The sequence below is a fragment of the Intrasporangium sp. genome, from assembly GCF_035280925.1.
Taxonomy (GTDB): Bacteria; Actinomycetota; Actinomycetes; order Actinomycetales; family Dermatophilaceae; genus Intrasporangium.
Genome location: NZ_DATEEY010000098.1, coordinates 1 through 12,579, shown reverse-complemented (window position 1 = coordinate 12,579; position 12,579 = coordinate 1). Strand labels below are relative to the sequence as shown.

The 12,579-nt window shown below is 68.9% G+C and carries 11 protein-coding genes; 10 read left to right on the top strand and 1 reads right to left on the bottom strand.

Annotation, left to right across the window (positions count from 1 at the left end):
- The 5 genes from VJN29_RS09705 to VJN29_RS09685 all read left to right on the top strand — a co-directional run.
- On the top strand, window positions 1–893 hold an 893-nt coding region (locus VJN29_RS09705; protein ID WP_324143423.1), incomplete at its 5' end, for an IclR family transcriptional regulator.
- A 51-nt stretch (window positions 894–944) separates the two neighbouring features.
- Window positions 945–1,904: a 2-keto-4-pentenoate hydratase gene (locus tag VJN29_RS09700; protein ID WP_324143422.1), complete on the top strand. Its 960-nt coding sequence runs from the start codon at window positions 945–947 to the stop codon at window positions 1,902–1,904.
- Window positions 1,901–2,881: an acetaldehyde dehydrogenase (acetylating) gene (locus tag VJN29_RS09695; RefSeq protein ID WP_324143421.1), complete on the top strand. Its 981-nt coding sequence runs from the start codon at window positions 1,901–1,903 to the stop codon at window positions 2,879–2,881. Before VJN29_RS09700 ends, VJN29_RS09695 begins: the two co-directional genes overlap by 4 nt.
- On the top strand, window positions 2,878–3,933 hold the full coding sequence (gene dmpG, locus VJN29_RS09690; RefSeq protein WP_324143420.1) for a 4-hydroxy-2-oxovalerate aldolase: 1,056 nt from the start codon (window positions 2,878–2,880) through the stop codon (window positions 3,931–3,933). The genes VJN29_RS09695 and dmpG overlap by 4 nt, the downstream gene beginning before the upstream one ends.
- A 175-nt stretch (window positions 3,934–4,108) precedes the next feature.
- The gene (locus VJN29_RS09685; RefSeq protein WP_324143419.1) at window positions 4,109–5,233 is read left to right on the top strand and encodes a hypothetical protein; all 1,125 of its coding nucleotides are present in this window, start codon (window positions 4,109–4,111) and stop codon (window positions 5,231–5,233) included.
- A 189-nt stretch (window positions 5,234–5,422) separates the two neighbouring features.
- On the opposite strand, the gene VJN29_RS09680 is transcribed toward VJN29_RS09685, so the two are convergent.
- A complete protein-coding gene (locus VJN29_RS09680) occupies window positions 5,423–6,268 on the bottom strand; it encodes an alpha/beta hydrolase (protein ID WP_324143418.1) in 846 nt (281 codons plus the stop codon).
- A 199-nt stretch (window positions 6,269–6,467) separates the two neighbouring features.
- On the opposite strand from VJN29_RS09680, the gene VJN29_RS09675 reads away from it, so the two are divergent.
- The 5 genes from VJN29_RS09675 to VJN29_RS09655 form a co-directional block, all read left to right on the top strand.
- On the top strand, window positions 6,468–7,379 hold the full coding sequence (locus VJN29_RS09675) for a VOC family protein (RefSeq protein ID WP_324143417.1): 912 nt from the start codon (window positions 6,468–6,470) through the stop codon (window positions 7,377–7,379).
- 242 nt (window positions 7,380–7,621) lie between these two features.
- The gene (locus VJN29_RS09670) at window positions 7,622–8,794 is read left to right on the top strand and encodes a sugar ABC transporter substrate-binding protein (RefSeq protein ID WP_324143416.1); all 1,173 of its coding nucleotides are present in this window, start codon (window positions 7,622–7,624) and stop codon (window positions 8,792–8,794) included.
- 14 nt (window positions 8,795–8,808) lie between these two features.
- A complete protein-coding gene (locus VJN29_RS09665; protein WP_324143415.1) occupies window positions 8,809–10,341 on the top strand; it encodes a sugar ABC transporter ATP-binding protein in 1,533 nt (510 codons plus the stop codon).
- Window positions 10,334–11,425, top strand: a complete 1,092-nt coding sequence (locus tag VJN29_RS09660) for an ABC transporter permease (RefSeq protein ID WP_324143414.1) — start codon at window positions 10,334–10,336, stop codon at window positions 11,423–11,425. Before VJN29_RS09665 ends, VJN29_RS09660 begins: the two co-directional genes overlap by 8 nt.
- Before the next feature lie 94 nt (window positions 11,426–11,519).
- Window positions 11,520–12,579, top strand: a 1,060-nt coding sequence (locus VJN29_RS09655) for an acyl-CoA dehydrogenase (RefSeq protein WP_324143413.1), incomplete at its 3' end; no start/stop codon positions are given.

Below are 12,579 nucleotides of genomic sequence, written 5' to 3'. Positions count from 1 at the left end.
GCACTGGCGCGGTTGACGGGTTTCTCCGGGTCGGGTTGCGTGTGACCATGCCGACGCCGGACCGGAACGTGCGACAGGTGGCACCGACCGTCGCCACCGACACGGTGCTGGGCAAGGTCGTCGCCGTGCTCTTCGCGTTCTCGGCCAACGACAGTGGCCTCTCGTTGGCCGAGCTGGGTCGACGGACCGGTCTGGCGAAGGGCACGCTGCACCGCGTCGTCGGGGACCTGGTGCGCGCAAGGCTGCTGGATCGAACGGATCACGGGTACCGCCTCAGCGGCCTCGTCTTCGAGCTGGGGATGCGCGCCTCGGTCGAGCGCCGGCTGCTCGAGGTGGCCACGCCCTTCATGGAGGACCTGCGTGAGCGAACGCGCGAGACCGTCCACCTCGGCGTGCTCGAGGGCCAGGAGGTCGTCTACGTCGCGAAGATCGGCGGGCACCGCCAAGCGACGACGCCGTCGCGCATCGGCGGGCGAATGCCCCTGTACTGCACGGCAATCGGCAAGTCACTCCTGGCGCACTCACCACCCCAGCTCCTCGCCGACGTGGTTTCCTCCGGCCTGACCCGCAGGACCCCGCGAACGATCACGGCTCCCGGTCTACTGCGACGCCAGCTGGACCGCGTCCTGGAGGAGGGCGTCGCGTACGAGTACGAGGAGTCGGCGGTCGGCATCGTCTGCATTGCCGCGCCGGTGCTCGACGCGCACGACCAGCCGCTCGCGGCGATCAGCGTCACCGGTCCGGTGACCCGGTTCCAGCCGGAGAAGCACGCCGTGGCCGTGCGGGCCGCTGCCGCCGGAGTCGCGGCCACGGTGGCGCGACGTTCCTCGATGCGTGCGCCCGATCCTGGACCGTCCGGGAATGACGTTCCGCTGAGTGGACCCTCCCGATAGGACCGGAAGCGCCACCACCCGCACTCTGGGGACAGCCAACCAGGAGGTCCCATGCCCATCTCGTCAGAGCCGACGATCGACGCAGCCACCGACATCGACACCGACACCGACACCGACACCGACACCGACATCGACACGCCAGCCGCCAGCCCGGTGCTGCAGGCCGCTGAGCGCCTGGAGCGCGCCTCACGGACCGGCACACCGTGCGCTCCGGTCCGCGGCCTCCTCGGGGAGGCCGATCTCGATGCGGCCTACGCCGTCCAGCGTCGTCTCGCCGACCGGCGGTCTGCCGCAGGAGCTCGGGTCGTGGGCCGCAAGATCGGTTTGACCTCGCCCGCCGTCCAGGCGCAGCTCGGGGTGGACCAGCCCGACTTCGGTGTCCTCTTCGACGACATGGACGTCTCCGGCATCTCCGCTGTGCCGGCCGGAACGCTGCTCCAGCCGCGGGCGGAGGCGGAGGTTGCCTTCGTCCTGGGCGCCGACCTCGATGGCCCAGACCTCAGCATTGACAGCGTCCGCGCGGCCGTGGACCACGCCGTCGCGGCGATCGAGATCGTCGACAGCCGGGTCGCCGGCTGGGACATCCGGATCACCGACACCATCGCCGACAACGGCTCGAGCGGGCTGTTCGTGCTCGGGGACCAGCGCGTGTCGCTCGAGCAGTTCCAGCCGGCCGCCGTCACGATGACGATGTACGCGGACGACCTACTCGTCTCCGAGGGCACCGGCGCTGCGTGCCTCGACGATCCGCTCAACGCGCTGCTCTGGCTGGCTCGGACCGCCCAGCAGGTCGGTGACCCGCTGCGAGCCGGCCAGGTGGTCCTGTCCGGAGCCCTGGGCCCGATGCACTCCGTGACCCCGGGTTCGACAGTGCGCGCGGAGATCTCGTCGCTCGGCACCGTGAGCGTGCGCTTCGGGTCCGACCCGCCCGCAACCACCGGCTCCCCAACCACCAGTTCCCCAACCCGCAGCTCGCCAACCCGCAGCTCCCCCCAGAAGGACCAACGATGAAGAAGACGAAGGTGGCCATCATCGGCCCCGGCAACATCGGCACCGACCTCATGTTCAAGGTGATCCGCCTGTCCACCACCCTTGAGATGGCTGCCATGGTCGGCATCGACCCGAGCTCGGACGGCCTGCGCCGTGCCGCGAGCCTGGGCATCCCGACCACGCATGAGGGCGTCGACGGGCTCATCGCGATGGACGGGTTCGACGAGATCGACATCGTCTTCGATGCAACCTCCGCGAAGGCCCACGTGGCCAATGCAGCCAAGCTGGCCGCCTACGGCAAGAAGCTCGTCGACCTCACGCCCGCCGCCATCGGTCCCTACGTCATTCCGCCGGTCAACCTCGAGCGACTCCTCGAGGACGACGCCCGGGAGGTCACCAACGTGAACATGGTGACCTGCGGTGGCCAGGCCACCATCCCGATCGTCGCCGCGATCTCCCGGGTGACTCCCGTCCCCTACGCCGAGATCGTCGCCTCGATCGCGTCCAAGTCCGCCGGCCCGGGCACCCGCGCGAACATCGACGAGTTCACCGAGACCACCACCGCCGGGATCGAGAAGGTCGGCGGCGCCCAACGAGGCAAGGCGATCATCATCCTCAACCCGGCCGAGCCACCACTCATCATGCGCGACACCGTCCTCGCCCTCATTGGCGACGCGGACAGGAGCACGCAGGACGCGATCCGCGCCTCGATCGAGGCCATGGTGGCCAAGGTCCAGCAGTACGTCCCGGGATACCGGCTCAAGCAGCAGGTCCAGTTCACCGCGATCCCGGACGACGAGCCGGTGCACACCCTGCTGCCCAAGGGCAGCCCGCGCGTGACCACGAGGGTCACCGTCTTCCTCGAGGTCGAGGGCGCAGCGATGTACCTGCCCGCCTACGCCGGAAACCTCGACATCATGACGTCCGCCGCGCTGCGCGTCGCCGAGACGATCGCCGAACGATCCGCCAGCCGTACCAAGGAAGAGGTGACGGCATGAACACCGCAGCCACCGAACACGACAGCACCGAGGCCCCGGTCCTCTACATCCAGGACGTCACCCTCCGTGACGGGATGCACGCGGTCCGGCACCGGATCAGCCCCAAGGACGTCGGCCGGATCGTCGCCGCATTGGACGCGGCCGGTGTCGACGCCATCGAGGTCGCGCACGGCGACGGCCTCGCCGGCGGCAGCCTCAACTACGGGCCCGGCTCGCACTCCGACTGGGCGTGGATCGAGGCAGCCGCGGAGAACATCAGGCAGGCAACGCTCACCACCCTGCTCCTGCCCGGCATCGGCACCATCACCGACCTGGAGGACGCCTACTCGCTCGGCGTCCGCTCGGTCCGTGTCGCCACCCACTGCACCGAGGCCGACGTCGCGGCGCAGCACATCAGCAAGGCGCGCGAGCTCGGCATGGACGTCTCCGGCTTCCTCATGATGAGCCACCTGAACACCGCCAAGGGCCTTGCCGCCCAGGCCAAGCTGATGGAGTCCTACGGCGCGCACTGCGTCTACGTCACCGACTCCGGCGGGCGACTGACCATGGACGGCGTCCGCGAGCGGGTCCGCGCCTACCGCGACATCCTCGATCCTGGCACGCAGATCGGCGTCCACGCCCACCAGAACCTCTCCCTCGCCGTCGCCAACTCGGTCGTCGCCGTCGAGGAGGGCGTGAGGAGGGTCGACGCGTCCCTGGCGGGCCACGGCGCGGGCGCCGGCAACTGCCCGATCGAGCCCTTCGTCGCCGTGGCCAACCTCAACGAGTGGAAGCACCGCTGCGACCTCTTCGCCCTGCAGGACGCCGCGGACGACATCGTCCGGCCGCTGCAGGACCGGCCCGTCCAGGTCGACCGCGAGACCCTCACCCTCGGCTACGCCGGCGTCTACTCGAGCTTCCTCCGCCACGCCGAGGCCGCGTCTCGGCGCTACGGCATCGACGTGCGCACGATCCTGCTCGAGGTCGGCCGGCGAAACCTCGTCGGCGGCCAGGAGGACATGATCGTCGACATCGCGCTCGACCTCACCGCTCCGGAGGGCCGAACCGCCTAGAGCCAGCAGTCGCCGCGATGATGCAACCACTACAGACCGGAATCCGAGACTTCCATCTACATCTGTAGCGGCTACTCCATAGAAGAACTACGGTTGGCGACCATCAGCGCACCCGCGTCGATGGTCGCCACGTCCGTGGCGGGGTCCACCGACGCACCCCGGAGGTTCACTCTTCATGCCCCTTTCGCCATCTCCTCGCCGCTGGCTCGCCGCGGGCGCCACCCTCGGCCTCGCCCTTGCCACGGCCACCGCGGCGGCCACGACGGCAGCCGCCGCGCCCAAGGAGCCAACCGCGCCCGTCACCCTGCAGGGCTTCGTGGACGGCCCCACGAGTCCTGAGGACATCGTCGAGGTCCCGGGCTCGGGCGTCGTCATCGTCAGCGGCCTGTCGGACGACCCGCTCTCCACGAGCAGCGTCGGCCACCTCTACGCCGTGGACTCCGCCACGGAGGCCGTGGCCGAGATCTGGCCCAACCGCGACTGGTCCGTCGTCTGGGACCAGGCTCGCTACCCGTCGTGCCCCGGCGCCCCCGACCCCACGATCGCGTCGCCGCACGGCATCAACCTCGAGGAGCGGGCCGACGGCGCCTTTGACCTCTACGTCGTCAACCACGGCGGGCGTGAGGGAATCGAGGTCTTCCGACTCGACCTGAGTGACGGCATCGACCTCACCTGGACCGGCTGCGTCACCATGCCGCACGGCACCTTCGCCAACGGCGTCGCCCCGCTTCCCGGCGGTGACGGGCTCGTCGTGACGAACTTCTTCGACCCGACGAAGTCCGACCCCTTCTCCCAGATCTTCAGCGACGAGCCCAGCGGCAACCTCATGCGGTGGGAGCCGGAGTCGGGCTGGAGCGTCGTCCCGGACTCGGACCTCGCCGGGCCGAACGGGGTCATCGTGACCCGCGACGGGAGGACGGCCTTCGTGGCCGAGTGGGGTGGACGTGAGATCCACCGGATCCCGCTCGACCGCAGCCAGGGAGCCGCGACGTCAGCCGTCGGGCGGGCCAGCGTCGCCGTTCCCCTCATGCCGGACAACCTGCGCCTGTCGCGCGAGGGTGAGGTGCTCGTGACGGGCCAGGACTACACGCCGGCCAACGTCATCTCCTGCCAGGCGAACGACCTGTCGAACTGCCCCACCGGCCTCGAGGTGCTCGCCGTCGACCCGAAGCGCATGACCGCGCGGACGCTCTTCGCGGGCGACCCGGCGGACTTCCGGGCACCGACCGTGGCGGCGCCGGTCGGCGACAGCATCTGGGTCGGGGCCGTCAAGGGCACCCGGATCGCCGTGCTCGACTGAGCGACAACGAAAGAGGGCCGGTGCTCGTGGCTCCACGAGCACCGGCCCCCTTTCGTTGTGTCAAACGACAAAGGCGATGCCGTATGCCGCTGAGCTCGGCGGGTGCCCACCCGCGGGTCCGCGCACCTGACGTCAGCGGCGGATGGGACCGAGCTCAGCGGCATACGGCATGGTGCTCTTGTAGGCCGCTCAGAACTTGCCTGCGATGAGGCTCTCGAGGAGAAAGACGAAGGTGTCGTGGGCCTCGATCTGGGTCCAGTGCCCCGACTTCGGGATGATGTGGAGCGTCGCGTTCGGCATCGTCTTGGCGAGGTAGGTGCTCGACTCGACCGGCACGATGATGTCATCGCGGCCGTGCACGCAGAGCGTCGTGTGTGGCAGTGAGGTCAGCTCCTCGTCCGTGAACGCCGGCGGGCCGGCCTTCGGGTCGAACATCGCCGCGTGCGACCGCTTGACGTCGGCCCGCTCGACGTAGGGCATCCGCTCGGTGACGACGCGGTCGACGACACCCGTCAGCGTGTTCATGTCGTAGACGAACGACTCGAGCAGGGCGCGCAGCGACTGCGGCGTCGGGTCCGCGTAGAACGTGCGAAGGTGCTGCAGGCCCGGGGTGATCGGCAGGTCCGGCGCGCCACCCGAGCCCATGAGCAGCATCGTCTCGACGCGCTCCGGCTGGGCGAGGGCCATGCGGATGGAGATCATCCCGCCCATCGAGTTCCCGACGAGGTGGACCTTGTCGACGCCGAGCTTGTCGAGCAGCTCCCACAGCGTCTCGGCCTGGAGCAGGTTGAAGGCCTTCATGCCGGACGGCGGGTTCTCCGGGTGCTCGGAGTCGCCGAAGCCGATCATGTCGGGCGCGAGGCAGTAGTACCGGTCGCCCAGCTCCTCGATGACGGCCTTCCAGTTCGACGTCCCCGTGGCGCCCGGGCCAGAGCCGTGCAGGAAGAGCAGCGCGGTCGGGCTGGCCTCCCCGGTCGCGTGGACGCGGTAGGTGACGTCGTTCAGGGTGACGTCGGTGCTGTTGACGGTGGGCATGTGGCCCTACCTCTCTCATGCCGGATGGGTGAGTCGTCTCTGAAACAACCACTACACGATAGGCAGGTCGCCTTCGGTAGGGCAAGCATAAGGTCAGCCGGTGGACGGCGGTTGAAACCGTTGCCCTCATTAGGTCATCCTCTGTTGCAACCGCTACAGAGAGATGAGTTTGCGGGGTTTCGACGCGAAGGGATCAACGATGATCAGGGAACTCGCTTACATCGGTGTCGCCTCTCCACGCCACGAGGAGTGGCTGACCTACGGGACCGAGGTCCTCGGGTGCGGACTGGGGCCTCGGGGTGGGGACGGGGCAGTGCGGCTGCGGGTTGACGACGCGGTCCACCGCATCACGATCCGCCCCGGCGACCGGGACGAGCTGCTCTACACCGGGTGGGCCTTCACCAACGAGGCCGAGCTCGCTGCGTATCTCGAACGGCTGCGGCTCGCCGGCGTCGACGTGACACCGGGGACGGTCGACGAATGTCGCGATCGGGGAGTGGCCGAGCTGGCCTGGGTGACGGATCCCTGGGGCATGCGCCACGAGTTCGTCTCGGGCCAGCACCGCCGGCCCGGGACCTTCTGGCCGGGCCGCCCACTGTCCGGCTTCGTGGCTGATGACTTCGGGCTCGGGCATGTCGTCCTGATCGTCCCGGACCTGGCCGAGGCGAATGCCTTCTACGGGGACATCCTCGGCTTCACCCTGTCCGACCGGGTGGACGAGGAGCTCATGAAGGTCCGCTTCTACCACTGCAACGGTCGACACCACTCGCTGGCGGTCGCGCAGGTGCCGGGGAAGGTCGGGTTCAACCACCTCATGCTCGAGGTCAACAGCCTCGACGACGTCGGCACCGGGCTGGACCTCGCCAAGCGAGCGGGCGCCCCGGTGCTTCGTGGGCTGGGGCGCCACACGAACGACCTGATGACCTCGTTCTACATGTTGACGCCGTCGTCCTTCCAGATCGAGTACGGCTTCGGCGGGATCGTCGTGGACGACCTGACGTGGGTCGCCTCGACCAACGACCGACCCTCCCTCTGGGGCCACGAGCTCACGGAGGCGGGTCGAACGACAGCACCAGGCATCCTGCACGACGCCGAGCGGGTGACCGCATGAGGTTCGTGAACCGTGGCGGCCGTCATCGCGATCGGCCTCAACTACGCGGAGCACGCGCGGGAGACCGGCTCCTGGTGTGATCGCGAGAGCGATCACTACACGAAATTCTATGCAGGACCTCTTGCTTCACGGCTCTAGGTCTGCTTCCCTGTAGCAATCACTACATACCGAGGCGGCGACCAAGCCGCACCGGACTGAGCCGCCGAAATGGCAGGACACAGCACGGCAAAGGAGCCGCACACATGTCTCGTTCCCTCACCCGCTCCCGTCGCGTACGGGCGCTCGCCGCGACCGCTCTCGCCATCTCCCTGATCGGCGCTTGTGGCGCCGGCGAGCGGGAGACCCCCGCCGACCCTGCAGCAACAGCCGGCAGCGCTGCCGGCGTGCAGGAGGCGAAGGACGCCATGGCTGGCTGGGCCGCGGCCCCCGAGTGGCCCGAGGTCACCAAGATCGCCGAGCCGGTCGACCTCACCGGCAAGAAGTTCACCTACGTCGCCCTCGGTGACCAGATCCCGGTCATCCACGGCGTCGGTGTCGGGGTCACGGAGGCTCTCGCGGCCGCTGGTGCCGACGTCAAGATCTGCGACGGCAAGTTCAACCCCACCGCCGTCGCTGACTGCCTCAAGGCCGCCGGCGACGAGCAGGTCGACGGCGTGATCAGCGCCTTCGTCGACTACCAGATGGCCGGGCCAGCCTTCGACGCCCTTGCCGCCAAGGGAATCAAGGTCATCGTCGGTGGCGTCGCGCCCTCGGGTGGGCGTCAGGCAGACGCAAACCTGGACTTCTACGACAACACGGCTCGCGTCTTCGCGCTGCATGAGGCGATGTCGCACGCCGCTGTCGCCGAGGGCGGCGAGGACACGAACGTCCTCTGGGTCAGGCTGATGGACTCCACGACGACCACAGGTGCCGGCGCCAAGGGCGTCGCCAAGTTCAAGGAGCTGTGCCCGAGCTGCGGGATCGCGGAGACCGAGTTCACGACGGCGAATGTCGACAAGCTCGCCACCTCCATCAGCGCCGCCCTCGTCTCCAACCCGGACACGAACTCTGTGATCGTTCCCGTCGACAGCTTCGTGCCGCCGGTGCTCCAGGGCATCCAGAGCGCGAAGATGGCCGGCAAGGTGAAGGTCCACTCGTCGAGCTCGGACCTCGCCGGACTGCAGCGGGTCAAGGACGGCCAGCAGGCCTCCGACCTCGGCACCCCGGTCCTGTACGAGGGGTGGAAGTTCGCCAACGCGATGGTTCAGCTCCTCGCCGGCCAGGAGGTCGAGAAGGGCGACGAGTTCGTGACCCGGGCCTTCACCAAGGCCAACGTCGGCGAGCTGACCCTGGACGACGAGAGCTACCTCAGCGACGACTGGTTCGGCGGCGGCAACTACAAGAAGTCGTTCCTCACCGCCTGGGGTGTTGAGTAAAGATGTCCCCGACGATGAGGCTGGAGGCCAGGAAGGTCTCGAAGACGTTCGGCTCGACGACGGTCCTCCGAGACGTCGACCTCGAGGTCGCTCCAGGTGAGATCCACGCCCTCATCGGCCAGAACGGCTCCGGCAAGTCGACGCTCGTCAAGATCTTCACGGGCTACCACCTCCCGGACGCCGGTGCGACCGTCTCCGTGGACGGGCAGGTGCTCGACCTGCCCGTCCGCTGGAGTGAGGCTCAGGAAGCGGGCTTCTCGGTCGTGCACCAGGACCTGGGCCTGCTCGACCACCTGTCCGTCTCGGAGAACATCGGCATCGGCGGCTACGTCCACCACCGGCTCTCGCGGAAGATCGACTGGGAGGCGCAGAACGCCATCGCTCGGCGGGTCCTCGATCGGCTCGACGTGCCGGTGGACCCCCGGACCCCGGTCGGCTCGCTCAACGCCATGCGTCGGGCCGAGGTGGCCATCGCTCGGGCGCTGCGTGACCAACGTCCCGGCGAGGGTCTGGTCATCCTCGACGAGGCGACCCGAGCGCTGCCTCGCGAGGAGCTGAGTCGCTTCCACGGGCTGCTGCGCAAGGTCGTGGACGAGGGGACGTCGATCCTCATGGTGAGCCACAACCTGCAGGAGGTGCTCCAGCTCGCGGACCGCGTCACCGTGCTCCGAGATGGGGCGGTCGCTGCGGCCGGGCTGCCCACCGAAGGAATGACCGAGCAGGACCTCGCTCGTCACATGCTCGGCAAGACGGTGGAGGCCGTGGGCCGGGGCGAGCGCCGCTCAGGACTGACCGACCTGGCGGCGCGAGTCGAGGGCCTGCGTGCCGAGGCGATCGAGGGCATCTCCTTCGAGGTCGGGCGCGGCGAGGTCGTCGGACTCACGGGGCTGCCGGGCTCAGGCTTCGAGTCGGTCGCCCAGCTCGTCACGGGCGGTCGTCGGCCGCAGGCCGGCACGCTGACGACGGCCAACGGATCGGTTGACCTCGCCCGTGCCGACGTGGCCACGTGCATGGCGTTGGGCGCCGCCCTCGTGCCCGAGAAGCGGATCCTCGAGGGGCTCGCCGTGGAGCTGAGCATCCGCGACAACATCGCCATCCCGAGCATCCGCCGCCGTGGCAGGGCGTGGCACGTCGGCCGGAAGTGGCAGGACGACCAGGCTCGATCATCCATCCGCGGGCTGGGGATCCGGACCCGCTCCCCGCACATGCTCATCAAGGAGCTCTCCGGCGGGAACCAGCAGAAGGTGCTCTTCGCCAAGTGGCTGTCCGTCGAGCCCGACCTCCTCGTCCTCCACGAGCCGACCCAGGCGGTCGACGTGGGCGCCCGAGTCGACATCCTGCGCGCCATCGCCGACACGGCCAGCCGCGGCGTGGGAGTCCTGCTCGTGAGCATGGAGCCCTCCGACCTCGCGGAGGTCTGTGACCGGATCCTCGTGCAGGGCCATGGAGGAAGTCTGCGGGAGATCCGCACCGAGGACCCAGATGAGGTCCTGCACGCCATCTACTCCGAGTCCGCGCTGACCGCGGGAGGACAGACCCATGAATGACAGCCAGACCAAGAGCTCTGCCGAGCGGCTGAGCGAGCAGACCGGCCTGACCGAGCGCATTCTCAGTGACAGCGGCGAGCCGGAGCACCAGACCCCGCGGCCGCGCCGCGTCACGCTGCGCAGCCAGTTCGAGCCCGCGTGGCTCCACACGATCACGAGCAAGTACGCCCTCGTCCTCGTGTGGGCGGCGATGGCGCTCGTGTACTACATCCTCATGCCGACCCGCTTCGGGTCCTGGGGTGCGTTCTCGTCGATCTTCGGCAGCCAGCAGGTCCTCGTGTTCCTCGCCATGTCGGCGATGATCACCCTCGTCGTCGGCGAGTTCGACCTCTCCATCGCGTCCGTGATGGGCATCGCCGCCACCCTCGTGCCGGTCCTCGCGGGCGTGCACGGCTGGAACGTGTGGCTCGCCTGCCTCGTCGCCATCGGCGTGTGCCTGCTCGCCGGCGCCGTCAACGCGTTCTTCGTCGTCGTCATGGACGTCTCGAGCTTCGTCGTCACGCTCGGCACCGGCACCCTGCTCATCGGGCTGGCCCAGATGGTGTCCGGGTCCAACATCGTGTCCGTCAACAGCCCGGCCCTGAGCAAGATCGCCACGCAGGAGGTCCTCGGCATGCCCATCTCGTTCTACTACGGGATCCTGTTGGCCGTCGCCATCGCGTACATCCTTGGCTGGACGCCCCTCGGGCGCAGCATGATCTTCGTCGGAGCCAACCCGGAGGTCGCCCGCCTCGCCGGCATCCGCGTCCAGCGGATCCGGGCGGGCGCCTACCTCGCCGGGTCCCTCCTCGCGGGCCTGGCCGGAGTCATCATGGTCGCCACCGTCGGTGGCTTCGACTCCTCGACCTCCGCGACGTACTTGCTCCCCGCGCTCGCCGCCGTGTTCCTCGGAACCGCCGTGGTCCAGCCGGGCATGTTCAACCCGATCGGCACGATCATCGCCATCTACTTCCTCACGACCGGCATCTTCGGGCTGCAGCTGCTGGGCTTCTCGGGCTGGATCCAGAACGTCTTCTACGGAGCCGGCCTCGTCGTCGCCGTGACGCTCGCCAAGGTCGTCCGTGACCGGTCCAAGACCGACTGAGGACGCCCGGACCGGCCCACGTGGCTCACGGACGCCCGCACAACCAGTACATCGACTCGCACCACCGACCACCACGAGAGGGGGCGACCTCACCATGCACGAGGCGACCCGATACATCCTCGACCACGCCGAGGAACTGCGCGCGGAGGCCGCTCCGAGCGATGAGCTCGGTCGGATCACCGACCGCACCGTCGAGATCCTGCGCGCCTCGGGGGGCATGAGGCTGCTCCAGGCCAAGGACTTCGGCGGCTACGAGGCGCACCCCAACGACTTCATGGACTGGGTCATGGCCGTCGGCATGAACCACCCCTCCGCCGGGTGGATTGCCGGTGTCGTCGGGATCCACCCGTGGGAGATCGCCATCGCAGACCCACGCCTCCAGAAGGAGGTCTACGGCGCCGACCCCGAGACGTGGATCGCCTCTCCCTACGCGCCGTTCGGTCGGGCCAGGCCGGTCGACGGCGGCTATCTTTTCACCGGTCAGTGGCCGTACTCGACCGGGACGGACCACTCCGACTGGGTCATCCTCGGTGGCATGGTCACGGACGCCGCCGGCACGCCGGTCATGCCACCGGACGTGCGGCACTTCGTCCTCCCTCGCGCGGACTACGAGATCGTCGAGGACAGCTGGAACGTCATGGGCCTGGCCGGGACCGGGTCCAAGGACGTGCGGATGACCGACACCTTCGTGCCTGACTACCGGGTGCTCGACGGCGTCCTCGTGCGCGACAACACCTACAGCGACCGGTGGCGCCCTGGGGCACCGCTCTACGCCATGCGCTTCGGCGTGATGTTCCCCTTCGCCATCTCTGCCGGGACGTTCGGGATCGCGCGTGGCGCGGTCCAGGCGGCGTGGGACCACATCGAGGCCCGGGTCTCCTCTCAGGGGAGCGCCTCGAAGGCAGACCCGTTCGTCCTCACTGCACTGGCGCGCGCAGAGTCGGACGTGGAGGCGAGCATCAACCACGTCCAGTCGATCATCGCCCGCTTCCACGACACGGTGGAGGGTGGCGGTGACATCACCGTGAAGGACCGGCTCCGCTTCCGGGTGGACCAGGTGCGGGCGACGGACCGGGCCATCGAAGCGGTCAACGAGCTCTACCGCCTGATGGGCTCCTCGTCCATCCAGAAGGGCTCCCCGCTCGAGCGCTACT